Source organism: Streptomyces sp. AC555_RSS877 (assembly GCF_019049245.1).
Lineage (GTDB): Bacteria > Actinomycetota > Actinomycetes > Streptomycetales > Streptomycetaceae > Streptomyces.
This window is the reverse complement of sequence record NZ_JAGMUK010000001.1, coordinates 16,100-41,529: the sequence shown is the minus strand read 5'-3', so window position 1 is coordinate 41,529 and position 25,430 is coordinate 16,100. Positions and strand designations below refer to the sequence as shown.

Here is a 25,430-nt window from a genome sequence, read left to right as displayed (position 1 = left end):
CTCCTGGTGTGGTCGAGCACCCTCATGCCGTGCCGGGGCGACCAATACTTGTCGGCCTTAGTCGTTCGAGGTCGTCCGATCCACCGGCTCCCCCTCGGGCGCCGACGCCCGGTCAACGGGGTTCTGGCATCGCGCCCGGTACCAGCCTAATCACCACGCGACCCACCTCGGCAGGCCCATCCATTCCTCAAGGCCCGCCTCCGGCATCACCACCGTCCCCGAAGTGCCGTGCTTCACGCCAATTCCGGCGAACAAACCGCCTGATAACGGATGTGCTGCCGTACGGCAAAGTGGAACAATCATCCCCGAATGGTCAATTCGCGTCAGGTGATGGCTGTTTCAGTCCATCCTTCGAGGCATACCCAACAATCCGATCTCGGCGTCGGTGGGCTGCGTCAACACGTACTGCCGGTCGCGGTCGGTGCACCAGAGCGTAAGCCCGTCGGAGAGGCCGGGCAGCGCGTCCATCTCGGCCCGGGGCAACGCCATCGTACGGCCCAGTTCCGCCGCCTCGTCCGGGGAGACGCGCTGCACTCCGACGAGCCGTGCCTGTCTGAGCAGCCGCGGGGCCACCGGGCTGAGATACGGCAGCAGGGTCAGCACTGCCTGCCAGGGGCCGGAGACCACCCGACCGCGCGGCGGGCGCATGCCGCAGTCCCGCACCACCAGCACCGGCGTGCCCGCCGAGGTGCCCTGCGGGGGCACCCGGCCGACCTCGTACACCGCCAGGCCGTTCTGCCCGCCGCCCATCGCGTGCACCATCTGCATCCAGGCCTGTGGCCGCCCCGTCTCCACGGCGACACGCGCGCCGGTCGCCGCCGCCCTGAGCGCGATGACCTGCGCGGTCCACAGACCGCCGATGAGGACGACGTCGTACGGCGTCGGACGGTTGAGTCCCAGAACCGCCGGACGGCCGTCCGCGTCCACGCCGATGACTACGCCGTCGTCCCCGATGGGCAGCGTGAACGCGTCCAGTTGCTCCACGGGCAGGGAGTGCCGCGCGTGCCGCGGGCCGATGAGCCCGAAGCCGCTGCGCAGCAGCTCGCGCGCCCGCTGCGGGCCGGAGGGCCGGGGTTCGCCGTGGCTGGTGGCCGTCTGGCCCGTGCGCGTGGTCATCGCCGTCACCGGGCACCTCCGAGGGGAAGGGTGGCGAGCATGCCGGGCACCTGTTCCCGGTCGAGGCGGGCGAGGCCGGTGCCGGTGTGCCGGGCCGCGCCCTGCAGCGCCCTCCTGGCCGCCACGAGTTCGTCGTCGCTGCGCCCGGTCACCCGCAGGTGTCCGCACACGGAGACCTCCTGGCGCTCCCCGCGCGTGAGCGTGAGGCTGAAGGTGGTGGCGAGCGCGGGAACGGCCGTGACCAGGGCCACGAGTTGCGGCAGTGAGGGTGCCCTCTCGCCTCCCAGCGACGGCCACCGGCGGATCCAGTACGTGGTGTGCCTTCGGTTGTCGCAGCGCCAGCTCCGGCTGGACTCCTCGGTCCGCCGCTCCCGTGTGTCCGTCCGCCCCGCCTCCGCCGTCACCAACGGGTTGGCGCAGGCCGAGGTGGCGACGGCGGAGGTCAGCTCCTCCTCGTCGAGCAGGGTGGCGCGGAAGCCCGCTCCGGTCAGCCGGCTCGCGAGGTGGTCGGCGGCGCGTACGACACACTTCTGCGCCCCCACGAGACCGCCGCCGCGCGCCTCCACCGCCTCCGCACACAGCTCGGGGTCGAGCTTCAGCGCGATCCAGGTGATCCGCACGGCCGGCGCACCCGTCTGCTCCTGCAGGGGCGCGTAGTTGGCGACTGCCACGGACTGCTGGGGCAGGTGCAGCGCGGGCGCGGGCTGGGTGTGCAGTACGACCTGCGCCGACTCGAGCCTGATGTCGTCGACGCCCAGGGCGTCGTAGACCAGCGAGAGCGGCAGCGGCTGCCGGTTCCGCTCGGCCCGCAGGGCGGTGGCGTCGGCCTCCACCTGCAGGACCGCGGTGACGAACGTGCCGTCCCCGATGACTCCGACGGGCCTGCGGTCACGCCCGGCGTACGTGTACGTCCGCAGGGTCGGGTCGCACTCCACGGCCGGCGCGAGACCCGGTTCCGTACCTTCCGGTATCGGCCCGCTCGCGGCCCGGCGCTGCCGTGCGCGCAACGCCCGTGCCGTGGCGAGCCATTCGGGCAGGGAGCGGCCGCGGCGGCGGAAGAGGGAGAGCAGCACCAGGCAGACGGCGACGACGGCCGCGGCCACCAGGGCGACGGGACCGATCACCCACCCGACGAGCACGACGGCGAGCGCGATCTCCAGCAGGACGACACGTTGCAGCCGGAATGCCCCGGCCTGACCCGAACGCACCCTGAGGTGGAGCGCGCCCGGCGTCGCCGGCCGCGGCGGCGGTGTCCGCCGGGGCACTGCCGGTGTCTGTCCGACCGCCGAGGAGCCCTGTGACCGCGATCGGCCGCGGGACCGGGCGCGTGTTCCGGAAGCCATCACTCCATCCCCCCGTTTTACTCACAACTCACTGGTATTTCAGCACCACACAAGGCCTTTGAAGGCCCGCGTACCCTACCCGCTCCGCAAGTCCCCGCGGATACCAGGCATAGTAGGGGGCCGCTCTGACATCGGAGGCGGGGGACCACGTCACCCCGGCGAGCGCGGCCCATGTGAACACGGGGAGAGACAGGCACAGATGGCATCTCGGCGCGATCAGCTCAATGCCTACACCTTCGCGAAGCGCCGCATGCTCGCGGCCTTCCTGCAGTCGTCGCCCGACGGCTCGGAGGAGGGCGCGCCCCGCCCGCTCCGCTCGATCCTCCCCGGCATCATCGTGGGCGTGATCGTCATCGCCGGCTTCGGCGCGTGGGGCATGTTCAAGCCCACCGCGCCCAAGGGCTGGAACGTCCCCAACGCCAAGGTGATCATCGCCAGCGACTCGACCACGCGGTACGTCGTCCTGAAGACCACCGGGCAGGTCCAGTTGCACCCGGTTCTCAACATGGCGTCCGCCAAGCTGCTCCTGAACCAGGGCCAGGGCGAGGTCGTGACCGTCTCCGAGTCCGTCCTCGACAACGGCAAGATCCCGCACGGCGTCACCATCGGCATCCCGTACGCGCCCGACCGCCTGCCGTCGGCGTCCGAGGCGGGCAGCGACAAGCGCTGGGTGGTCTGCGAACGGCCCAGCGCCGGCGGCGAGTCCATCCAGAAGGCGGCCCTGGTCCTCGCCTCCCGCGACATGAAGGCGACCGAGGGCAAGGGCGAGAAGCTGGCCGGCGGTCAACTCCTGTACGTCGAGGGCCCCGACGGCAACCGCTATGTCGTGGACGCGAGCGGACGGGCGTATCCCATCGACAAGAGCGACGAACTGCTGCTGCGTGCCGTCGTCGGCTCCGGCCGGGAGCCGCAGAAGGTGTCCAAGGAGTGGCTGGAGACCCTGCACACGGGCGACGCGATCTCCTTCCCGGAGATCGCCGACCAGGCGGGCACAGCGGCCGGCGCCCCCGGCCAGCTGGACGAGTCGACCAACAAGGTCGGCATGGTGCTCAAGGCGCTCGACAACAACACGGAGCAGTACTACGTGGTGCTGCCCGGCCGGGTCGCCCCCATCTCGGCCTTCGTCGCCCAGCTCCTGCTGTTCAGCGAGGACCTCGCCTCCCTCGGACAGGCCGGTCAGGCCAAGGAGATGGGCCCCGGCGCGATCGTCCCGGGCAAGCCGTTCGGCACGGAACACCGCTGGCCCACCGAGGATCCCCAGCCCGTCAACGAGGCCTCCGGCGCGGCCGGCAGCCGCAGCACCGTCTGCAACGTCCTGCGCGACGTGAACGGCTCCGGCGCGACGACGCTGAGCACATGGGCGGGCAAGGACTTCCCGGCCAAGCTCCCCACCGGCTCCTCCAGCGCCTACGTCACGCCCGGCTCCGGCCAGCTCTACCGCCAGTTCCAGGGCCAGGAGACCAAGGCGGGACCCGTCTTCCTGGTCACCGACACCGGCCTGCGCTACGTACTGCAGTCCAACGCCGACAGCGGCACGGGCGACTCCGGCATCGGTACGACGGCCAAGGAGCGCAAGCAGGCCCAGGAAGAGGCCGAGCAGGCCCAGACCCGGCTGGGTTACAAGGAGGTGGACCCCGCACCGGTCCCCGCCGCCTGGTCGGAGTTCCTGCCCACGGGCCCACGCCTGTCGACCACCGCGGCACGCCAGCCGCAGGGCTCCTGAGGGGTGCGGGCATGCGACTTCTCCCCTCCGTACGCCGCCTGACGACCGCGTCGGCCGCGGCCCTGCTGACGACCGCCCCCGTCCTCTTCGCGCCTCCCGCCGCGGCGGCCGACCTCCCCTACTCGGAACAGTGCACGTTCCCCAACGGCAAGTACCCGGGCCGCCCCTGGGCCCTGCAACGGGTCCTCCTGGACGAACTGTGGCGCCAGTCCAAGGGGAAGAACGTGCGGGTGGCGGTGATCGACACCGGCGTGGACGTGACGAACCCGCAGCTCGCCGACGCGGTCGACGCGAAGAGCGGCCGCAACCTCCTGCCGAAGAACCTCAAGGACGACGACGGCAACCCCATCGAGCGGGGCAAGGAGAACGGCACCACGGACACCGTCGGCCACGGCACCAAGGTCGCGGGCATCATCGCGGCCCGCCCCGCCGCGGGCACCGGATTCGTGGGCCTGGCCCCCGACGCGACGATCATCCCGATCCAGCAGAACGACGCCGAGGGCCACGGCACCGCCGACACCCTGACCAGCGCGATCCTCTACGCCATCCAGGCCGGCGCCGACGTCATCAACATCTCCCAGGACACCTCGAACGCGGTGAGGCCCTCCTCCGACCTGGAGCAGGCGATCAACGAGGCCCTGGCCCAGAAGATCGTCGTGGTGGCCTCGGCGGGCAACGACGGACTCGGCGGCAACGTCAAGGAGACGTACCCGGCGTCCTACAAGGGCGTTCTCGCGGTCGCCGCCTCGGACCGCAACAACGAGCGCGCCTCCTTCTCCCAGTCCGGCGAGTTCGTCGGCGTGGCCGCCCCCGGCGTCGACATGATCTCCACCGTCCCCAAGGGCGGCCACTGCTCCGACAACGGTACGAGCTTCTCCGCGCCGTACGTCGCGGGCGTCGCGGCGCTGATCAAGGCGAAGCACCCGACCTGGACGGCCCAGCAGATCGTCGCCCAGATCGAACAGACCGCGGAACGTACGACCGGGGGCCACGACATCTACGTCGGCTGGGGCGTGGTCGACCCCGTACGTGCCCTCACGGAGGACGACGAACCGCTGGAGACCCCCGACCCCCAAGCGGGCCTGAGCAAACCGGAAGCCCCCACACCGGCGAAGTTCCAGATCGGCGAAACGGCCGCCGAACGAAACGCCCGCCTCGCGACGTACGTCTCCGTGGGCGCGGCGGTACTCGTCGCCGGGCTCGGCGGTACGGCAGTGGCGATCCGGGACGCGCGCAGGCGTGCGCGACGGGTCGTGGGAGCGGAGTAGGCGGCGGCACGCGTATCTCGCCGCCAGAGAACTGGAGTTGGGCGTGCCGGTTCCGAAAATCATACGATTGTCGGAACAGTGCGGGGCTCGTGATGCCGAAGCGACGGGGGCAGAGGTACGGCATGGGTGTGAACGGAGCCGGAGCCGGAGCAGGTTCGGCGCAGGGCGGCGGCGAGAACCTCCGGGTCTCGTCCCAGGATCTGACCAAGCTCGCGGGTGACCTGGACGACATGCAGGAGCACCTGGACAAACAGGTCAAACGCATGGATGCGGTCGTCGACCGCATCGAGGCCGGATGGCGCGGCCCGGCGGCGACGGCATACCGGAAGTTCCACCAGGCGGCGGCCGAGGACGCCGTACGCATCCGCGAGGTCATGAAGCTACTGGAGGAGGCGGTACGGCTGAGCCGCGACGGCTTCTCCCGGGACGACCTCGAGGTGCTGACGCAGATGCGGCAGATCCAGGTGGACGTCGGCAGCGAGGTGGACAAACTGTCGACGCCCAACACGGAACCACCGGCACCGCGCAGCAGCCTCGACGGATTCTGATCCGCACCGCCAACTCTCGTATTCGCACACGTAGTTACCGACATCCACTGGGGGATCATGTCGACCGGGCCCGCTTCCGACGACCACATATCCGTCACCTTCGGCACGCTCCACGACCTCGCCGCGGAGCTTGAGGACATCCTCAAGCAGCTCAACGGCAAGCTGGACGGCCTCTACGACCGTGTGGTGCCCGTCGTGCTGTCCTGGGAGGGCGAGACACGCGACGTCTTCGTCGACAAGCTCGACGAGTGGGACCGCTCGGCGCAGGATCTGCAGGCGGCCCAGAAGTGGCTGCACGAGTACGTCACCAACGGGCACGTCAACTACGCGGCGGCGCACCAGGCGGTGCTGCGGGGCTGGGGGGCCGCCTGATGGCAGACCGGCCAAGCGATGCCGAACGCAAGGAGGAGCGGGACCGGCTGAACCCGGCGGCGCCGGACAGCGGGGGTGGTTTCGACGTGCAGCCACCACACCTGTACTACTCGGCAGTGGTCATACGCGACGGGCAGTTCGACTACGACAAGGGCGCCACCAAGCTGGTCGGTGCGCTCAACCAGTACAGCCAGTCGGCAGGAACCGGGTGGGGCCCGGACTCCTTCGCCAAGGTCTACATGCAGATAGCCGAGAAGTTCGTCCAGGTCTGGGCGGCCAGCGTGGTGAGCGTCGGCGGCGTCGCGGTGGGCCTGACCACGACTGCCAACAACTACCAGGCAGCGGACTGGTCCACGCGCGGTATGCAGGGCCCGGCGCCGCGCCGCAGTCCTCCCGTCGTCATCGACAAACAGCCCAATTACGGGAAGATCAACGACATCAAGTGGACCGGGACCGGCGAGGACGCCGACTCGTGGGCGATCTCCGGGGCCATGGGCGAGATTCCGGACTTCCTCGCCGACGTCATCCGGCCGGCCATCGAGCAGGGGCTGAACCTCGGCAAGACCCATGAGATCACGCCGGGCGCTCGCGATGACGACCTCAAAGGAATGGCCACCGCGTGGCGGGATGCGGCGAGCACCGCGCTCGAGGCCGGTGACAATTTCACGTCCGCCATCAGCTACATGACGGACCCGAGCGGAAACAACGAATGGCAGAGCGCGATGAAGTCGTTCTGCCAGTCGGTCTGGGGGACCACCGCATGGGGCCGTAGCCGGAACTCGCAGGGACAGATCACCCCGCCTCACCAGGGTGGGCGGAGTTGGAAGACCTCGGGAAACGTGGCGCCCGCACAGCGCAGGCCGATCCTGGAGGTGCTGCACCACACGGCGGACACCATTCAGAAGACCTGTGACGACCTGGCCCAGGCCGCGCAGACCTGTCGGGAGACCACCACCGCCCTCGCCAAGACGGCGGCTCAGAAGATGGTGGAGGATCTGACGGTCGGCCTCGATGCGCTGGAACTGCTCAAGCTCGCGGGCTCCGCCATGTTCGGCCAGCTGGTGCTGACGTTCCGCAAGCACATGGACCGCGCGGCCGCGGACAGGGCCGTCGAGATCTATCAACAGAAGTTCAGTGACGCCGCCACCACGCTCCTCGCGCTGGAATGGGAACTGGACGAGGCGCTCAGGAGCGCACCCACGTTCATCGCACAGGAGGCCCGGGCCGAGGCCTTCGCCGGTCGCTCGTTGAACGAATTCAAGAAGGAGCACAAAATTCTGAACGGGGAGAACCCGTTCCCATACATGTACACGATGGACCTGGCGATGGCCGAGGACCTCGGCGGCGGCCACACCATCGACAAACACGTCGGCAAGACCGACGCCCAACTTCTCCAGCGTCTGCGCGATCAGTCCGGCATTCCGGCGGCCTCCAGCTTCACGGACCTGGCCTCGGCCCAGAAGTACACACAGGCCTGTATCCGGCAAAACACCGGTGCCATCAACGCGTGGCTGGCGACTGGCCCTCCGCCCCAGCCGGCCAGCCCGATCTTCCAGGTCAGCTCGGTGGGTACCGACCCCAACAACCCGCTGGCCGCGGCCCCGGTGACCGGACGCACCTCCAGGATGGTCAATGGCCAGGCGACCCCGGTGACGGAAGCGCACGGCGTTGCCACCCGGCTCAGATACGACAACAGCCTCACCCCGCCCTTCGTCGTGGTCACCTCCATGCCCAAATAGGCTGAATCCTTGCCTCACAGAACACCACACGACCGTCACAGGGAGCCGCGATGTCGACGTTGGTAGCCGAGGCCTGGGCCGAGGCGCTCACCATGTACGAGGGGCGGTACTCGTACGTCCTGGTGGGCCCCCGCGCGCACCGTGACTGGGAACGGGACGTAGCGGCAGTCATGCGCCGGGAGGTGGCGGATCCCCGGTCCTGGAGGTGGATCGACGTCGACGAAGGAGAGGAGGAACGTCTGGAGGACCCGTTTTTCCCCTTCGTCCTGCCGCCTTCCGACCCGGAGGCCGCTGCGGCGTGGCGGGCCGGATTGTGGACGGTGCCCCGGACGTCGGTGGAAGGACTGCTCGTCATGTTGTCCACCACATGGCTGGATGTCCCCAGCGAACGCGCCCACAATCACTTCGAGACCCGCCGGTCGGAACTCGAGCGGAAGGCCAGGGTGATCCTCTCCCGCTTCCCGGAGGGGACGTCCTTCTACACGAACGCCGGCTACCCGGGATCGATCACGGGCAGCCACGCCACGCCCCCTGACTTCTATGAGGCGACCACTGGCTGTACCCCCATGTCCCAGTACGACTGGGATCTCGGCCTGATCGCGGTGTCCGAGACCGAACTCGGTATTTTCTGGTCCTTCGACGCCACCTGATGGGACTCCCATGAACACCACGTACGGCATGGACGGCATGGACGGCATGGACGGCGCAGCAGCAGCCGTGGTCCGCACCCGGGCCGCCACGTATCCTGACCGCGAGACCGCCCAATGGACCACTCAGCAGGTGGTCACAGCCAACGAGCAGGTCATCCACCGCTGGCTGGCCCAGTCCACGCGCGCCCGCCTGTCGATCGAGGCGTCCTGGCCCTCGCGGCCCGAGCCGGTGGGCCGGGTGCTGTTGCAGGCGATGATGCTGGCCGGGCGGGACCCGGTGGACGTCCGCGCGGCACGGGTGGTCCTCAAGCGGGACGCGTCACGCCCTCACGGCTTCGCCGTCCACGCCACGTTCCCCGTCTACCTGTAGAGACCTGCAGAGGCTGATCACCGTGCCCTTGAGCCCTCTTGAACACGACCGCCGCTACGGCGAGCTGGACCAGGTGATGCGTGCCTACGCCGGGCAAACTGCGGACGACACCGCGGACAAGCCCAGCGCGGCCCTGACCGCATACCTGCGACACACCTGGCACAGCCGCCCGTGGGCGCTGGCCGTCGCCGAGCGGCAACTGCGCGAGTACGCCGACCACCCGCCCGGCCGGCTCCGGCTGCGCCTCGGCGAGTTCTACCCGATCCCCGACGTCGGCCTGCCCGAGGGTGAGATCCAGCAGTGGCTGTACTGCCTCGCCGACCACATCAAGCACAGTGTCGAGGAGGGCGAGGTCCCGCCCACGGCCACGCCCGCCACCCACTGGGAGTGGCAGGCCCGTTTCCCCGAGCTGGGCCAGTTCCTCGGCGGTTGGTTCTCCCAGGACATGCCGGACGAGTTCGACGGCCACGACTCGGCCGTCGACGACTACCGGGCCTCCACCGACCCGCAGCTCACGGCCCGGCTCGTCGGCGAGCTGCACGAGCTGCTCGCGCTGGGCCTCGACGAGTCCGACTACGCCTTGGCCGTCGCCGAGTTGGGCATGGAGGTCGACCCGCCGGCCCCGTACTCGCCGGGTGGGTGGCTCGCGCTGGTCGCGGATCGGCTCGGTGTGCCGCGGGCGGAGTACGGGCCTCAGCCGAGCGACGGCTGAGCGCGGGGGTCATCCCGCAGTCAAGCCCCGACCGGGTCGTGGCCAAACCGTCGTATGGGTTCCGCATGCCCCGACCCCACCAACCTGACATAGCGGGATTTGCCCGATCGTCCGCTGGCTACGGTGGTGCCGCCACATCGTCCACGGGGGAGAGGAGACGGCGGTGGCCGTACCGATCCGTTCCCACCTTCTCGACTACTTCGAGGCGGAGCCGCCCGCAGGCCAGGCCCAGGCGCCGGCCAGGGCCGGGGCATTGGACCCGCAGCCCCGCAGATCGCGCCTCCTGGATTACGTCGAATACAGCGAGCACACCGAACACCTTGAGACGCAGCGGTCACCGGGCCCGAAACCGGGCGTACCCCCGTACCGCACTCCTGTCCTCGTCCCCGCCCATCCCCGGTACGTCGACACGACGGACGTTTCCGGCAGACCCGCCCGTGCGCCCTTCATCGCGTACGAACTGTTCGAGCACCCCGTGCAGGGAAGGGTGGTGTTCGCCTTCACCACGCCGGCCAAACTGGTCGCGGCGCTCGGTGAGGCGCAGCCGTGGGTGGCCACCTCGATCGGACTGCTGGCGGAGGCGCTGGACGAGCACGGCGTCACGGTCCTCCTGGACCCGCCGGTCGCCGCCACCATGCACCCCAACTGGCTGTCGGCCGACCTGGCCGCCTACGCGCGGGCGGTGAGCTGATGGCCGTCGACTTCAAGGCCGTGCTGAGCGACCTCACCGCGATGTCGAAGACCTTCCACGACGAGGCCGTCAACTACCGCAAGCTGCACCCCGATGTCGCCCCGCCCGTGGCGGACGGCGGCGACGCCGGGCTCGATCACGCCGTCAAGGAGGTCGCCGACCTGATCGTCGCCCTGCACATCGGCTTCGCCGACCGCCTGGACGACCACGGCGACAGGGTGACGTACGCCCGCGACTCCTTCCAGCGGCACGACATCGACGTACACGGCCTGTTCGAGGACCTGATGGTGGGTGACGGCTGATGGTCGACAGCTGGGTCGGCGGAGACATCGGCGGGCTGCGCACGATGGCCGAGACGTACAAGAACGCGAAGCAGAAGCTCGACGACGTCGTCCGCCCGCTGAGCCGCGCGGTCGAGGAGCTGGTCGACGACGCCTCCTGGAAGGGTGAGGCGGCGGAGACGTTCCGCGCCACCTGGAGTCAGGACGCGCTGACAGCGGGCGCCTTCGCGAGCCTCGTGCACGCCGCGGGCGGCATCCTGTCCGACCTCGCCGACGCCCTCTCCACCTGCGAGACGGCCCTGCAGAACGCGGAGCACGCGGCCACGCGCAAGGGCGTGGCCATGAGGGACAAGGGGGTCCCGCTGGAGATGGCGACAGCGAATCCGCCCAGTGCCGACGACCAGAAGGCGATCGCCGCGAGGGGTGAGTACGACAAGGTGCGCACGGAGATCCTGCACACCGCCCAGCACGCCCGGCTGGTCGCGGCGAACGCACTCCGGGGCCTGTACGCGCAGGTGACGGCACCGGTGTCCACCGGAGACAAGATCACCATCGCCGACGCGCTGCGCGGTCTGTACGCCTACGACGCCGAGGACGCCCGGGCCGGCGGCAAACAGGCCCGCGAGCTGCTCGACGGCGCCAAGGCCGAGGAACGGTCCGCCAAGAAGGAACTGCGGTCCGAGCGCAAGGCGTTCCAGAAGGCGGGCCGCGCGCTGCCCGACGACCTTCCCGCCAAGGGCGCCTACCGCGACGCGGTCATGAAGGTCGACTCGCTGGAAGACGCCATCGCCCGCGCCGATCACGGCAGTACGGCCCTGCCGTACGACCGGGCCCTCAACGTGAAGCTGGCCGACGCGGCGGACGCGCTGCGCCTGGGCGAAGGGGTGAGCAAGCTTCCCGAATTCCTCAGGGAGATCCCGGTGCTGGACGTCGCCGCGGCCGCCGCCTGCGGACTGGTCGAGGCGAAGGACGACCATGACAAGGGCTGGTCCTGGCAGCACTCCGTCACCGTCGACGTCGGGGCCGCCGTCGCCGGTGTCGCCGCCGGAGCCGTCGCGGTGGCCGCCCTGCCCGTCGAAGGCGCGGCCGCGGTGGCTGTGGTCGGCGTGGGGGCGGCGATCCTCGCGACGGACGTCCTCGACCACTCCCTCCACGAACACTGGAGCGAGGACATCCACGACCACGGCGTGGTCGGCGGGGTCCTGCACGGCGCCGGGAACGTCGCCACGGAGACCGGGGACGATGTCGCGCGACTGGGGAAGGACATCTGGCATGGCGTCACAGGCATCTTCTGAGGCCCCGGTTCACGGAACGCCCGCCCACATTCCGGCCCTGCCGAAACTCGGCACCACCTGGTACAAGCGCGGCATGCCCTACTGGCTGCGCCGCGCCCGGACGGCCGTCTTCCTGATCGTCGTCATGGCCATGGTCTGCTTCTTCGCCCTCAACCTCTACCGGGGGTTCACCAGCGAGTGGTCGCCCACCGCGCGCACGGTGTGGAACTGGACGCAGGCCGTAGCGTCCTGCGCAGCCCTGGCCTGGGGCTGGATCAGGCAGCGCCGGAGCCACCGCGAAGGGCTCCTCCACCCGCCCACCCCCGAGCAGACCCTCCACGCCGAACGCGACCACAACAGGCGCGGCCCGGGACGGATCGCCGCCGGCCGTGCCCTGGTCCTCCTCGCGGCGCCCGTCATGCCGGCGTTCGCCGCGTACGTCGTCGGCTGGCTGACAGCCTGGCTCACGGTCCGCGAATACCCGAGCGAGGTCGGTGCGCGACGCTGGCTGCGGGAGCGGCATCCGTCCGGGACGTGACGGCGAGGCGGTGCGCACTGCTCTCGTGTCGCTCGCGGCGGTCATGCCGACGTTGGCGGCGGGGTGCTGAGAAGGACAGGCACGTTTTGGCATCGCAAAGAATGAGCCATGCACGGCATCTGACCCACTGGACGGTTCCTTGCGGGCACCGAGTGCGGCGAGGCGAGCATGGCTTGCCCGAGTTTCAGATCCTTCGGGGAGGTTCGGAGCGGGTCTCCTGACGGTGTCTCGACAACTTCGTAACTCACCTAACACAAAGTTCAGTTGGCCGCGATTTACACAATGACTACAGTGGTCATCGAGTGTGTTGATCAGGCCACGGCCTGTGCACCGCTCGACAGCTTCACAAACGGGGAACGGGGAGGGAAGGCATCGTGCCTGCTGCGGAGCGCCAGGCTCTCAAGGTCACGCTGGAGTCGCTCGGAGAGTTCAAGAAGCGCGTGGACGTCGCGCTCTCCAACTTCGAGGACTCGCAGGGCAGTGCGCAGAAGGTCGGGGCGCATCGTCTCTCCGAGGCATCGTTCAAGGGTGTGGGTCGCTTCGACGAGGCCACGGCGCTCCATACGGCGTACGAGACGGTCCATGAGCGCCTGACCACGCTCTCCAAGAACCTGGGCCTGCAGATAGAGGCGCTCCAGATCGCCGTCAACGGCGCGCGCGGCAACTTCAGCTCCATCGAAGAGGAGCAGCGGCGACGGTTCTGGGAGATCCAGACCGAGATCGGGCGGCAGGAAGAGGAAGCGCGGCAGGAGAAGGCCGCCGCGGAAGCGTCGGAGCACCGCGAAGGTGCGAAGGAGCTCTCCGACGACAAGAACGCAGGGGGTGGCCTCTAATGAGTGACGAGCAGAAGAGCCAGGATCCGCACCTGGCGGAAAAGGAAGACGCCGCCGCGCAACTCAGCGCCATCGACTTGATCAATCAGGGGACGGCGTTCGTCAGCAGGGCCCTTCCCTTCGGCGGTGGTATCCCCCGGGTCTTCGGCAAGACGGACTTCGAGAGCCACGACCTGAACGCGATGATCGACCTGGTCGAGTCCGCGAAACCGGAGGATCTGGAGACCGCGGGCAAGGCTCTGTGGGACGCCAAGGACGCCATCGAAACGGCCGCCAACGAGCTCAAGGACCATATCGGCAGGGTCGAGTGGGAAGGCGAGTCCGCCACGGCCTTCCACAAATGGGGCGACAACCTCGTCAAGCATGCCTTGGACCTCGCGACCTTCGCCGAAACTGCCGGTACGCAGATCGCGGCAGCGGCCACGGGCCTCGCGTCGGTCCGCAGCGCCATGCCGCCCCGCGACACCCGACTCGTCCGCACGCCGGTGGAGGACATCCCCACCCCCAAGCAGGTCGACGGCAACGCGGAGTACGCGGCGGCGGTCAAGGTCGAGAAGGACCGCCAAGAGGCGATCAATCAGATGAACCGGCTGGCCTCCTTCTACGAGGTGTCGGAGGGATACCTGGCGAAGCAGGAGGCGCCTACGTTCGAGGCCATGCCGGATGTGGGGGTGCCCAAGCCGGATCCCACGCGAGAGTTCCCAGCGGAACGGCAGGCCTCCGGCGGGCTTGGCGCCGCTCATGAATCCGTGACGGCGGGGCAGGACTCTTCGAGCGGGGCGACAGGCGAGGGGCGTCAGAGAGACGTCATCACTCCGCCGCTCAAGAATCTGGACGACCCGACCACCCGGCCGGATGTGAATGTCGGCACGAAGATCGACAGCGTGGGTACCCTCCCGCCTCAGGAGAGCGCGAGGCCGACGACCCATGTGCCGCCGACACCGACCGGCCCGAGTAGCGGGAACGGAGGACAGGTCCCTCCCTTCTCACCGACCAATGTTCCTCCTGGCCTCCGCGGACAGTCCGGCCGTACTCCGGTCTCCGGCGGAGCCAATGGCAACAGGTCCCCGATGTCGGCGCAAGGCCGCACAACCACTCCCAGCGGCCAAGCCGGTGGGCGCGGCACCACGGGGCCGATGGGACGCACCGCTCCTATGGGGCAGTCGGGAAGCCGGGGCGGGACCCCGTCTCCCATGGGCCGAGGTGTCTCTGGCGGAACGCCACGCCCTGTCGCGGGGCCGGTGAACGGCCGGGTAGGTGGCACGAGTTCGACAGGTGCGGCACGCGGCAATGGTGTCGTGGGAGGAAGGCCTGCCACAGGTCCTCAGTCAGCGACCGGTTCCAGGGTTCCTCGCGGTACGGTCGTCGGCGCCGACGGCAACAGTGCATCCCGTACACCCGCCGGCCAGATCGGGCAGCGTGGAGTAATCGGGGCGCCGAACCCTGGTTCGGGCGCGCGCACGGGACGGACTGCCCGGCCCGTGACCGGCAATTCCGACGGGGTTGTCGGTACGCCCACAGGGCGAGCCGCCGCAGCGAGGAACGCCGGGCTTGTCGCAGGCAACGCGGGTGCCGCGCCAGGCCCGACCGGCAATCGGCGGAACGTCAACCGCGCGGGCCGCGAGGACGACACTCAGCCCGAGACCCCGCGGCGCAACGCGCCACCCGCAAATGACTGAATACGAGCGAGGATCGACAGACGCATGACAGGGACCAGCCCCCACGGCGCATTTACCGCGTTCTTCGCAGGACGTGCCGGGAGACGTGTGTCAACCGTGTGCGCCGTACTCGGTGCATTCGCCATCGTGTCTTCGGGCCTGGCGCAGAGCGCGGTCGCCGCGGACGTCCAGTCGAGGCAGTGGTACTTGGGCCCGATGAACGTCGACGGTATGTGGAAGGTGAGTACAGGCAAGGGTGTCAAAGTCGCCCTCATCGACTCGGGCGTCAACCCAGGCACTTCTTCCCTGAAGGGGCAGGTTCTCGTCGACGAGGTGCCGAAATCTGTTGCGTACCACGCGACCCAGGATTTCAACGGCCACGGTACGAGCATCGCGGAACTCATCGCCGGCACAGGGGCTGGTGGTGGCCTCAAGGGCCTGGCGCCGGGGGCGAAGATTGTGCCCTACCGGATCCGGCTCGAGGATCTGAAGGGCGAGGCGGAGAGAGAGAAAACCCCCGACGCGGCGCAAGCGATCAGAGCTGCTGCTGACACCGACGTCAAGATCATCAACATGTCCTTCGGCACGCCCTATATCTATCCCGATGAGCAGGCGGCGATTGAATACGCCCACTCCAAGGGCAAGTTGATGTTCGCCAGTGTCGGAAACGACGCAGAAAAGAAGAACGACATCGGCTATCCCGCGGCCTACCCTTATGTCGTCGGGGTCGCTGCCGCGGACCAGACGGGGACAGTCGGAGACTTCTCGGAGCACGGCAACTATGTGGATCTGGCGGCTCCCGGCCTCAATGCACCCGTATGGTGCGACTCATCGTTCCGCTCATACTGCGATCAGGAGGGAACGAGTATCGCCTCTGCCATCGCCGCTGCCTCTGCCGCACTGATCTGGTCCGCCCACCCCAGTTGGACAGCCAACCAGGTTCTCCGCACCTTGCTCGACACTGCCAGCCGCGACTGGCCGAAGGACCAGCCGAGCAGGTATCTGGGCTATGGCTTGGTCCGCCCTCGCAAGGTGCTCGACAACAGCAGCATCAACCCAGGCCCCGCCAACACGGACCCTCTCGGCTACGAGAACGGGACCGGCGTCACCGGAGCCTCCTCTTCTCCATCGGCTCCCGCCTCATCCTCGCCCCAAGCGCCGAAGGAAACGTCGGGCGGCGCGACCTCAGCAGCAGCATCCAGCTCGAACTCCTCCGACGACAACACCCAGTTGTACGCAATCCTGGGCGCCGTCCTTGTCGTCGCAATCGGCGGCGGTGCCTTCGCTTTGGCACGCAAGCGGCGAACCGCCTGACCGCTTCCCGCTCCCCGTAAGCGGGCCTGAACACCTCTACGACCAACAGCGAATTAGACGAAGGGAAGTCTGGCGATGGTGGCTGGGCAGAAGCTCAACGATGCCGAAGTAATCAAGCTCGAAAAGGAAATGGTTCAGCGGTACGAGTCGATCAAGGGTCAGCTCAGCGTTCTCCAGGGAACGCTGGACACGATGGAGGTCAACTGGCGAGGCATCGGAGCCAAGGCCTTCAACGACAAGCAGGTCGAGATCAACCAGCGCGTCAAGAGCATCGGCGCACTGCTCACGTGGTTCCTGGACAACATCAACGAGACCCGCAAGCTCACGAACACGAATGAGGACGCGGTGCGCTCGACCATGCAGAGCATCGATGTCCAGTACGGCGGCGAGAAGTCGGCTCTCAACAGCTACTGAGCGGCACCCGTCACGTCTCCGGGCCGTCGTGCCCCCAAAAAAAGCCAATGAAGAGATGAGGAACCCACGGTGAGCATTCACAACGACGAGATGGCTGTGAAGTACGACGGCCTCGATACGATCACCACTACGCTCGGTAAGCAGGCCAGCAAGCTCGAAGAGGACATCCAGGCGCTCAAGGCCGCAGTGATGAAGGTCGCCGCCGGCTGGGAAGGTGAGGCCGCGAACGCGTTCGGCGCGAAGATGAAGCAGTGGGACACCGACGCCGCCGCGCTCCACACGGCGCTCGTGTCCATCGGCCAGAAGGTCACCCAGGCCGGCGGCGACTACCGCGCCGGTGACCTCAAGGGAGCCAGCTACTTCCAGTGAGCTGAGCGGATCGACATGACAGGGTGGGCACGCACGGGAGGTGCCCACCCTGTGTCATGTGCGGATCGTCTGTATCTCCTGGAGCCTCAGCGAACTGGTGCACTCGACGATGCTTCATATGTGCACCGTTTCCGCCACGGCCATTCTGGTCATGGCAGGTCCGGCCCGCTCGCCGCAGCAGTGGTCAGCCGCACGCGCCGGAGTCCTCAAGAGCCTTGGTGTAGGCCGTGATCAGTGTCTTCATCGCATCGGCGTCAGATCGGTCCGGAGTGAACACCTGGATTACGGCGTACAGAGTCTGATCCGGGTGATCCGAGGACTTGCATGACGCCGTGGTCTTCCCTACCGCACCAGTACCCGAGTGCAGATAGCGATCATCGTCGGTCACTTGGCCGTCATCCATTTTGTCGTATCCCGCGGCGACAGTGGACGCGCTCTCCCCGTTGCTCCACCATGCCTGAATCTGCCGAACCGCGATATCGCCGTCGACGACGACATCACACCGTTTTGTTCCCCCGTTGGGAGACGAGGGCTTCACGGAGATGGAATCACCGCCCGACAGGAAAGCATCGAGCAGCTTGGAGTCCAGTGAAATGCCACAGAGGGTGCTGGGCACTGTGTAGTTCTTCTCTTCTTCTCCGCCTCCGCCTGAGCACGCAGAAAGAGTCAGTGCTCCGGCCAGTGTTATGGCGACGGAAGCCGAAGCTCGGACGGCTCGTGCGGGGTGGGTGAGTCGGGGGCGGAACATGAAGAGGCCCTCTCGCGTGGGGTCAGATTTCTGTCTTGAGATGCGGGGCCATGTACTCGGTGTTTATGCCCGCGTCCCTGAAGCCCTGCTGCGTCGCTGCGCGCGCTTTCTCGTCGATGCTGCTGTCCTGCAGGTCAGTCCGGTTGTGAGCCTTGGCCGCAAGCTCGGCAGCCCGCTCCGTATAAGCCGAGTTCTCTTCGAGGCCGCTTTCCCACTTCGCCCCCATAACGGCGCCGGCGTCATCCTTTGCATGGCCCTCGGCATTCTGGAACAGTTCCTCGAGAACCATGCTGCTGACAGTGCTGGCTGCGCCGCCGGCCACAGCACCACCAATAGGGCTCGCGATGAAGGTCACGCCGACGCCGATACCCGTGCCGATACCGCCTGAGATGCCATTCTTCCACTGGGTGACAGACTGGTCGTAGGCGTCGTCGGACTCCTTCGCGGGACCGGCTACTGCTTCCTGACGCCCGATGGCGAGTGTTCCGGAGATCTCGCCCGAACCGTGAGCTAGCTGTTCGACGGCAAATTGCGTGTCGTTGGAGTACCGATCACCCGCTGCCAAGTTCGGGTTCATATGGTAATCCATCATGTTCGCCATGTAGGCCTTGTTTGCCACTTCGACGGCTGCATAACCTTCAGGATTCTGCCCGACTGAAACGAGTAGGGCGGTCACGTCCCTGTGGTTGAGCGTGGCGGAGGATCCCGCTACCGGGAATAGCCTGTTTGTGTCTCCATCGGAGTCGTCCGTCATTGCTCGGTTGATATCCGGGAGATACTCTGACGTGATCTGTCCGATACTGTCGGACATGTAGCTGTTATCGGTGAGTCGCCCATTGTCGTCCGAGATGGAGGACACGATGCTCTCAAAGAGCTTCGTCTGCTCTCCGTTGTGGGCAGGTGTATCTGCTGTCGGAAGCTCACCCGCCGGATGCCCCGTGGTAGCCGCCTCCAGTGCCAACGCCAGATTGTTCTGTCCGGTATGGAGATCGTCTCCGTGGGAGTCCACTTCCTGGGGCCAGTCCCGTTCCTCGAACAGGTACTGGAAGTTGGACAGTGTGACTTTCCCTTTGTAGTCGTTCTCATCGTCGGAGTCCCGCTCGAAGGGGTTATTCGGATCGTCCTTCGAGATGTACTCCTCGTTGAAGAACCCCGTCGCGGCATCCGGGCTGTTGGACAGACCCTTCAAGAAGCCCGTCAGTGGGTCGGCCCCACTGTCCTCACCGATGCGATTGAGGTACTGCATCGTGCCTCCGGCTCCACCGAAGTGCCAGGCGAGGTTGTCTCGTTCGCCATTGCCGGTCAGTTTCCGTTCGGTCGCCATGAGTTCGGTGCCGTATTGCTTCATGAACGTGTCGTCGTAGTCGCCGATGCGCATGAGGTTGCTCATGACCTGGAAGCCCATGGGTCCGCTGGGACCGCCGATACGGTTCTCTCCGAGGCCGACCATGTTGCTCTTCCAGTCGGTCATCGCGGCGGAGTCACTCTGCGATGCACCGGCGAGGGTGAGGCTGAGGTTCCGCTGCATGTCGTCGAGCTGCTCGAGCCGGTTACGGAATACGTCAGAGTTGGTGTGCGGGTTTGTGACACCAGTCCAGAACTCCAGGGTCTTCTGGGGCCCGAGACCCGTGGCGAACCGTTCGGCGAACAGTTCGTCGTTCCCGTACTTCTTGAGGCCTGCGTTGAGCCGATCGAACTCCTCGAGAGTGAGGTCTTCCGGGTTTTTCTTCGCGAGCTTGGCCAGTTCGTCGGCCTGCTTGACGGCCTCGGCCGCAGTGTCCCGGTCCTTGTAGTTGGCTTCCGAGAATCCGAGTGCGCTCTGGTCAGCGATTGCTTTGAGGACAGTGCTGGCCGAGCTGTCGCTCTCCGTAGCCTCGTTCAGGATCCTCTGTACCTCATCGCGCAAGGCGGTGACGTCGCTCTCCTGGTGCTCGGGAACCGACGTGCCCTTCGCGGCGCGGTCAGGGTGGATGTTCATGGTGACGGTGAACCCGCCGTCACCGGTGGACACCACCGTCAGGTTCTTCTTCAGACCCCGGTCGATCGAGTCGTTGAGCTTGCCCTGGTAGCGCTTGAGCTCGTCCCGTGTGTCACGGAGGATGTTCCGGATCGACGTCGCCTGCGTGTGGGCATCAGCGAATTCGCCTGCTGTCTTGCCGATGAACTCTTTGGACACGGTGGCGTTGTAGCCCGCCCAGTTGGCCTTGTTAGAGGCCCCCCGGAGACCCTTCTCGGCGTCGTCCTTGAGTGTCTCGAGGTCGCTGATCATCGTCGACCAGTCGTCGATGGCGGTGTCGAGTTGACTGAAGTTGGCGAAACGAAGAGCGTCGAGGTCCATCAGTTCTTGTCTTTCTTCTCGCCGGAGTCGGCGTAGGCCGGATTCTTCGCGCCCGGTTCACCGACCCTTTCGTCGAAGCCCGCGTCAAGCGTGTCGATGCTGCTCATCTGGCGACGGATGTAGTCGTCGCCGTCCGAGTGCAGATTCTTGGTGACCGTCATGTGATTGGAGATGTGCGCGCACGCGTCCCGGAGGGAAGACAACTGCTCGTCCCAGCGCGTCGCCACATGTTGGAGGCCCCCGCCCAGGGCGAATCCTTCCTTGGACAGGGTCCCCGCGGCCGTCTCGCTGCTGGGTACAGCCCTGCGTCCCTTGTCCCACAGGTCGTTGTACAAGGCGAAGGCCTTCTTGCCGATGTTCGACAGGTCGCCCTGACTGACCTTGAGTTCGCCGTACTGGCTGGGAGTCGAGGTGTAGCCCCCGCCGTCACCGGGGTCCAACTGGTTCAGCTGCATCTGCGTCGGCTGACGCTCGGCAGCCTGCGACTTCAGCTGCTCCCACTCGTCCCAGGCCATGCGTGTACCTCTCCCCGTGTCCCCGTGAAGTCCGCCTCTCAGGGCGGAACTTGTTCCGTCAAAGTACTAACTGGCCAGACCCGTGCACTCGTTTCAAGCGACTTCACAGATCCCACGCGCTTGACGGTCGTGGATCGGAGGATCTCCAGCCCACCGCCGCCGCCTTACATCTGCGCAGCCAACGAGAACGTCCACACAGCCATCCCCGCCATCACCACCGCACAGACAAACGCCACGACCCGTTTGGACCGATACTCCGAGTCCGACGGCTCGTTCGCCTCCGGATCCCGGAACCGGCGCGCCTGGAACCGCCACCACAGCGCCCGCTGATCGGCCGCACCGAGCCCGGCGAGGGCCAGCGCGAGCAGATCATGAAGATCCCCACTCCCACCATCAGTACGTCCCTCCCGACGCCACGTACACCACCGACGCCACGCACACCACCGACGCCACGCACACCACCGAGGCCTCGCTGACCACAGAGACCTCGTCCACCACCACCGACGCCGCACGAGCCACCGACGCCGCACGAGCCACCGACGCCGCACGAGCCACCGATGCCGCACGAGCCACCGATGCCACGTACACCACCGACCTCACGCAGGTCACCTCAGAACTCCCTTTCCGCCACCAACCCCACCTGAACCAACGGCTTCCCTCGCCGCCGAGACACGAAGACCCCCCGCCCCGCGGGCATCGGCCGTGGCCGGACCCCGCCGAGCAGGTCCCCCTCGCCCGGGTCGCCGGCCAGGACGACACCCTGGGCGCCCAGTTCCTTGATGCGCTGCATGAACGCCTCGTAGGAGGCCCGTCCCGCGCCGGCCGTCGACCGCGCGATGATGAACCGCACGCCCACGTCGCGGGCGAACGGAAGCAGCTCGGTCAGGCCCGCCAGCGGATTGCCGCTCGACGTGGACACGAGGTCGTAGTCGTCGACGACGACGTACACCGTCGGTCCCTGCCACCAGCTCCGGTCCCGCAGTTGCTGGGCAGTCACGTCGGCCGTGGGTGAGCGGCGCTGCATCAGGTCGGCCAGGGCGGCCATGTGGTGGTCCATGGAGTTGGACATGGGGATGTACTCGGCGAGGTGCGACGCCGGCGTCACGTCCAGCAGTGAGCGCCGGTTGTCGATGACGAACAGCTTGGCCTCGTGGCCCTCGTACCGTTCCGTCAGCTGCTTGATCAACAGCCGCAGCAGGTTGGACTTGCCCGACTCGCTCTCACCGAAGACGAGGAAGAACGGGTCCTGCTCGAAGTCGACGAAGACCGGTTCGAGGTTGTCCTCGTCGAGCGCGAAGGAGACACCGCGCTGGGGGAAACGGTTGCCGGGCGGCAGCTGCTCGGCCGGGAACTCGCGGGGGAGCAGGCGGACTTCGGGAGCTCCGGGTGCCTGCCAGTGCCGGGAGACCTCGGTCGCCAGTGCCGCCGTGGCCTCCGCCAGGTCGGTGTCGGAGGTCAGACCGTCGATGCGGGGCACCGCCGCCATGAAGTGCAGCTTCTGCGGTGCCTGTCCGCGGCCCGGCACGCCCGCCGGAACGTTCGCGGCCACCTTGCGGTCCAGCTCGGAGTCCATGGTGTCGCCGAGCCGCAGCTCCAGGCGGTTCATCAGCTGGTCCTTGAGGGCGGCCCTGACCTCCATCGAGCGCGAGGCCGTGAGGATCAGGTGGATGCCGTAGCCGAGGCCGCGCGCCGCGATGTCGTGGATCACCTGGTCCATCGCCTCGTAGTCCGCGCGGAAGTTGCCCCAGCCGTCGATGACGAGGAAGACATCTCCCCACGGCTGGTCCGTGACCGAGATCTCGCCCCGGGCGCGCCGGGCCCGGAAGTCGGCGATGGACGCGATGCCGGCGGAGCGGAAGTACTCCTCGCGGTGGGTGAGCACGCCGTACACCTCGGCCACCGTGCGCCGCACGCGCTCCGGGTCCAGTCGTGAGGCCACGCCACCCACGTGCGGCAGTCCGGCGATCGCCGCCATGCCGCCACCGCCGAAGTCCAGGCCGTAGAACTGGACTTCGTGCGGCGTGTGGGTCAGCGCGAACGCGGAGATCAGCGTGCGCAGCAGCGTCGACTTGCCGGACTGCGGGCCGCCGACGATCTGCATGTGGCCGGCCGCGCCGGAGAAGTCCGCCCAGAGCGGATCGCGGCGCTGTTCGAAGGGCTTGTCGACCAGGCCCGCCGGCACGATCAGGCGGCCCGCGCCTTCGTAGCCGGGCTGGGTGAGGCCGCGGCCCGGTACGGAGGTGAGTCCGGGCAGGAGGCTGTCCAGGGAGGGTGGGCTGTCCAGCGGCGGCAGCCACACCTGGTGGGCGGCCGGGCCCTGCGCCTCCAGCCGGCGCACCACCACGTCCAGCACGGTGTCCGCGAGAGCGTCGTCGACGTCCGGGGTGTCCGAGGCCGCAGGGCGCTGCTGCGGTACCGCCACGTACTGGACGGGCACCTCGGCCGCGGTGAACAGCACCGGCCGCCGGTCCATCGGCAGCCGGCCGCTGCCCAGCGCCGACCGCTGCGTGCCCGAGCGGTACACGCCGGAGACGTACGCCGCCTTGAAGCGCACCATCTCGCCCGTGCCGAACTTCAGGATGCCGGAGCCTGGGACGTTGGGCAGTTCGTAGGCGTCCGGTACACCGATCGCCGCCCGGGACTCCGCGGCGGAGAAGGTGCGCAGACCGATCCGGTACGACAGATACGTCTCCAGTCCGCGCAGCCGCCCCTCTTCCAGGCGCTGCGAGGCCAGCAGCAGGTGCACGCCGAGCGACCGGCCGATGCGGCCGATCTGGACGAACATCTCGATGAAGTCCGGCTTGGCGGTGAGCAGTTCGCTGAACTCGTCGATCACCAGGACCAGCGAGGGGATCGGCTGCAGCGGCGCACCGGCCGCGCGTGCCTTCTCGTAGTCGTGGATGTTGGCGTAGTTGCCCGCGTCCCGCAGCATCTCCTGGCGGCGGTTGAGCTCGCCGCGGATGGAGTCGCCCATGCGGTCGACCAGGGTCAGGTCGTCCGCGAGGTTGGTGATGACGGCCGCCACGTGCGGCATCTGCGCCATGCCGGCGAAGGTGGCGCCGCCCTTGAAGTCGGCGAGGACGAAGTTCAGGGTCTCCGAGGAGTGCGTCACCGCGAGGCCCAGCACCAGGGTGCGCAGCAGCTCCGACTTGCCGGAACCGGTGGCGCCCACGCACAGCCCGTGCGGGCCCATGCCCTCCTGCGCGGCCTCCTTGAGGTCCAGCATGACGGGCCGGCCGTCCTCGCCGAGTCCGATCGGCACCCGCAGCCGCTCGGCCAGCGAACGCGGCCGCCAGGTGCGCTGGGTGTCGACGGACGCCGCGTCACCGAGGTTCAGCAGGTCGGTGAACTCCAGGTTGGCCAGCAGTGGTTCGTCGTCGTCGCCGCCGGAGGCCATCCGCAGCGGGGCGAGTTGCCGGGCGAGCGCTTCGGCGGACTCGTAGGAGAGGGTGTCGGGAGTTCCCTCGTAGACGACGCCGTGCCCCGACTCCAGGTGCAGCGCCTCGGGTTGTACGACGATGGAGAGCTCGCCGCCGGCCCCGGTCAGCTCGCCGGGGACGACCTCGAGGACGGTGACGCCCTGCAGGCCCTCAGGGTTGGCGAGGACGGAGTCCGGGGGCAGGGAGAGGCCGTCGAGCACGACGACGATGTGGGGTTCCTCCGGCAGTGGCGCCGCGTTCGGGTGGAAGCGCGGACGGCCGGTCAGCCGGTTGGCGAGCAGGTTCTCCAGCTCGCGGCTGTCGCTGTCGATCAGTCTGCGGCTGCCGGCGCCGTCCACGGAACCGGGCGCCTGGACGTGCGGGAGCCACTTGGCCCACTCCCAGTGGGGCAGGGCCTGCCGGCCTGCCGCGACCACGATGAGGAGGTCCTGGGGGGAGTGCAGCGCGGCCAGCGAGCCGGCCATGGCCCGAGCCGAGGACCGTACGGACTGCGGGTCACCGCTGATCGTGACGTGGTAGAAGGCACGCAGCGAGACCGCCATCGGCAGGTCGTCCAGGGTGCTGTGGACGGCGAGGAAGCGCTGCATCGCGCCCGCCGTCAGCGGCTCCAGCTGTTCGACGGGGGCGGTCTCGGGGGCAACCAGGGCACTGGCGAGCGCCTGCGAGCCGAGGCCGATGCGGACCTGGGCGAAGTCCTCGTCGCCGGGGCGCCGTTCCCACACCCGGCTGCCTTCGGCGACCAGCGCCCACAGCTGCTCGGGGGAGGGGTGGAGGAAGTACTGCGCGTCCCGCTGTGCCCTCGCCGTGTCGACGGCCGTGCGCCGGGTCTGCGCCAGGTAGCTGAGGTAGTCGCGGCGCATGTCCGCCAACTCCCCTTGGGAGCCGCGGCGGAAGCGGACCACCATCGCGATGGACATGGCGATCGTCGACGCGATCATGATCATGCCCATGATCTTCATGAACGGCTGCCCGCTCGTGAAGAAGAAGACCACCGAGCCACCCATGCCGAGCGTCGGCAGGAGTTGCATCAGCACGCTTTCCTGGTGCCCCCGCGGCAGTTCGGGCGGAGGCTGCAGGACGATCTCCCGCGTGGACACTTCGGACGGCAGCACCCGAGGCGGGCGCTTCACGACGATGTGGCTCACTGTCATCCATTCCCTTGGCCGGCCCGGAGAG

The 25,430-nt window shown here is 67.9% G+C and carries 24 protein-coding genes; 17 read left to right on the top strand and 7 right to left on the bottom strand.

From position 1 onward, the window contains the following. Positions 1-339: 339 nt before the first annotated feature. Both KUM49_RS00190 and eccE read right to left on the bottom strand, forming a co-directional pair. The gene (locus KUM49_RS00190; RefSeq protein ID WP_217234562.1) at positions 340-1,116 is read right to left on the bottom strand and encodes a hypothetical protein; all 777 of its coding nucleotides are present in this window, start codon (positions 1,114-1,116) and stop codon (positions 340-342) included. Positions 1,117-1,121: 5 nt separating this feature from the next. After that, the gene (gene eccE, locus KUM49_RS00185; protein WP_217234561.1) at positions 1,122-2,459 is read right to left on the bottom strand and encodes a type VII secretion protein EccE; all 1,338 of its coding nucleotides are present in this window, start codon (positions 2,457-2,459) and stop codon (positions 1,122-1,124) included. A 199-nt stretch (positions 2,460-2,658) separates the two neighbouring features. Here eccE and eccB point away from each other — a divergent pair, with 199 nt between their 5' ends. From eccB to KUM49_RS00100, 17 genes are all read left to right on the top strand, one after another. Then, positions 2,659-4,182 (top strand): type VII secretion protein EccB, encoded by a 1,524-nt coding sequence (eccB, locus tag KUM49_RS00180; protein WP_217234560.1) that lies wholly within the window; start codon positions 2,659-2,661, stop codon positions 4,180-4,182. 11 nt (positions 4,183-4,193) lie between these two features. Beyond that, positions 4,194-5,450 (top strand): type VII secretion-associated serine protease mycosin, encoded by a 1,257-nt coding sequence (gene mycP, locus KUM49_RS00175; RefSeq protein ID WP_217234559.1) that lies wholly within the window; start codon positions 4,194-4,196, stop codon positions 5,448-5,450. A gap of 122 nt (positions 5,451-5,572) precedes the next feature. Continuing rightward, positions 5,573-5,998, top strand: a complete 426-nt coding sequence (locus tag KUM49_RS00170; protein ID WP_217234558.1) for a WXG100 family type VII secretion target — start codon at positions 5,573-5,575, stop codon at positions 5,996-5,998. Between the two features lie 57 nt (positions 5,999-6,055). After that, positions 6,056-6,370 carry a WXG100 family type VII secretion target gene (locus KUM49_RS00165; protein WP_217234557.1) on the top strand — a complete coding sequence of 105 codons (315 nt, stop codon included), beginning with the start codon at positions 6,056-6,058 and terminating at the stop codon, positions 6,368-6,370. Beyond that, entirely contained in the window at positions 6,370-8,109 is a 1,740-nt protein-coding gene (locus KUM49_RS00160; RefSeq protein WP_217234556.1) for an RNase A-like domain-containing protein, read from the top strand. The genes KUM49_RS00165 and KUM49_RS00160 overlap by 1 nt, the downstream gene beginning before the upstream one ends. A 50-nt stretch (positions 8,110-8,159) precedes the next feature. Further along, on the top strand, positions 8,160-8,759 hold the full coding sequence (locus KUM49_RS00155; RefSeq protein ID WP_217234555.1) for a hypothetical protein: 600 nt from the start codon (positions 8,160-8,162) through the stop codon (positions 8,757-8,759). A gap of 46 nt (positions 8,760-8,805) precedes the next feature. Continuing rightward, on the top strand, positions 8,806-9,129 hold the full coding sequence (locus tag KUM49_RS00150) for an RNase A-like domain-containing protein (RefSeq protein ID WP_217234809.1): 324 nt from the start codon (positions 8,806-8,808) through the stop codon (positions 9,127-9,129). Between the two features lie 22 nt (positions 9,130-9,151). Next, on the top strand, positions 9,152-9,841 hold the full coding sequence (locus tag KUM49_RS00145; protein ID WP_217234554.1) for a contact-dependent growth inhibition system immunity protein: 690 nt from the start codon (positions 9,152-9,154) through the stop codon (positions 9,839-9,841). Positions 9,842-10,004: 163 nt separating this feature from the next. Then, positions 10,005-10,532: an SAV_915 family protein gene (locus tag KUM49_RS47935; RefSeq protein ID WP_254400519.1), complete on the top strand. Its 528-nt coding sequence runs from the start codon at positions 10,005-10,007 to the stop codon at positions 10,530-10,532. Continuing rightward, the gene (locus KUM49_RS00135) at positions 10,532-10,834 is read left to right on the top strand and encodes a DUF6317 family protein (RefSeq protein ID WP_217234553.1); all 303 of its coding nucleotides are present in this window, start codon (positions 10,532-10,534) and stop codon (positions 10,832-10,834) included. The genes KUM49_RS47935 and KUM49_RS00135 overlap by 1 nt, the downstream gene beginning before the upstream one ends. Further along, the gene (locus KUM49_RS00130; protein WP_217234552.1) at positions 10,834-12,108 is read left to right on the top strand and encodes a WXG100 family type VII secretion target; all 1,275 of its coding nucleotides are present in this window, start codon (positions 10,834-10,836) and stop codon (positions 12,106-12,108) included. The genes KUM49_RS00135 and KUM49_RS00130 overlap by 1 nt, the downstream gene beginning before the upstream one ends. Then, positions 12,086-12,625, top strand: a complete 540-nt coding sequence (locus KUM49_RS00125; RefSeq protein WP_217234551.1) for a hypothetical protein — start codon at positions 12,086-12,088, stop codon at positions 12,623-12,625. Before KUM49_RS00130 ends, KUM49_RS00125 begins: the two co-directional genes overlap by 23 nt. 374 nt (positions 12,626-12,999) lie before the next feature. Next, a complete protein-coding gene (locus KUM49_RS00120) occupies positions 13,000-13,458 on the top strand; it encodes a hypothetical protein (RefSeq protein ID WP_217234550.1) in 459 nt (152 codons plus the stop codon). Next, a complete protein-coding gene (locus KUM49_RS00115) occupies positions 13,458-15,137 on the top strand; it encodes a WXG100 family type VII secretion target (protein WP_217234549.1) in 1,680 nt (559 codons plus the stop codon). The genes KUM49_RS00120 and KUM49_RS00115 overlap by 1 nt, the downstream gene beginning before the upstream one ends. Before the next feature lie 195 nt (positions 15,138-15,332). Then, the gene (locus tag KUM49_RS00110) at positions 15,333-16,430 is read left to right on the top strand and encodes a S8 family serine peptidase (protein ID WP_254400518.1); all 1,098 of its coding nucleotides are present in this window, start codon (positions 15,333-15,335) and stop codon (positions 16,428-16,430) included. 129 nt (positions 16,431-16,559) lie between these two features. Then, entirely contained in the window at positions 16,560-16,844 is a 285-nt protein-coding gene (locus tag KUM49_RS00105; RefSeq protein WP_254400517.1) for a WXG100 family type VII secretion target, read from the top strand. A gap of 69 nt (positions 16,845-16,913) precedes the next feature. Further along, entirely contained in the window at positions 16,914-17,213 is a 300-nt protein-coding gene (locus tag KUM49_RS00100; protein WP_308406520.1) for a WXG100 family type VII secretion target, read from the top strand. Positions 17,214-17,397: 184 nt separating this feature from the next. On the opposite strand, the gene KUM49_RS00095 is transcribed toward KUM49_RS00100, so the two are convergent. The 5 genes from KUM49_RS00095 to eccCa all read right to left on the bottom strand — a co-directional run bounded on the left by KUM49_RS00095 (position 17,398) and on the right by eccCa (position 25,399). Next, positions 17,398-17,829, bottom strand: a complete 432-nt coding sequence (locus tag KUM49_RS00095) for a hypothetical protein (protein WP_254400516.1) — start codon at positions 17,827-17,829, stop codon at positions 17,398-17,400. A gap of 154 nt (positions 17,830-17,983) precedes the next feature. Beyond that, positions 17,984-20,299, bottom strand: coding sequence for a hypothetical protein (locus KUM49_RS00090; RefSeq protein ID WP_217234545.1), 2,316 nt, complete (start codon positions 20,297-20,299; stop codon positions 17,984-17,986). After that, the gene (locus KUM49_RS00085) at positions 20,299-20,814 is read right to left on the bottom strand and encodes a hypothetical protein (protein WP_217234544.1); all 516 of its coding nucleotides are present in this window, start codon (positions 20,812-20,814) and stop codon (positions 20,299-20,301) included. Before KUM49_RS00085 ends, KUM49_RS00090 begins: the two co-directional genes overlap by 1 nt. A 393-nt stretch (positions 20,815-21,207) precedes the next feature. After that, positions 21,208-21,423, bottom strand: a complete 216-nt coding sequence (locus KUM49_RS00080) for a hypothetical protein (protein WP_217234543.1) — start codon at positions 21,421-21,423, stop codon at positions 21,208-21,210. 1 nt (position 21,424) lies between these two features. Further along, positions 21,425-25,399 (bottom strand): type VII secretion protein EccCa, encoded by a 3,975-nt coding sequence (gene eccCa, locus KUM49_RS00075; RefSeq protein WP_217234806.1) that lies wholly within the window; start codon positions 25,397-25,399, stop codon positions 21,425-21,427. Between the last annotated feature and the right edge of the window lie 31 nt (positions 25,400-25,430).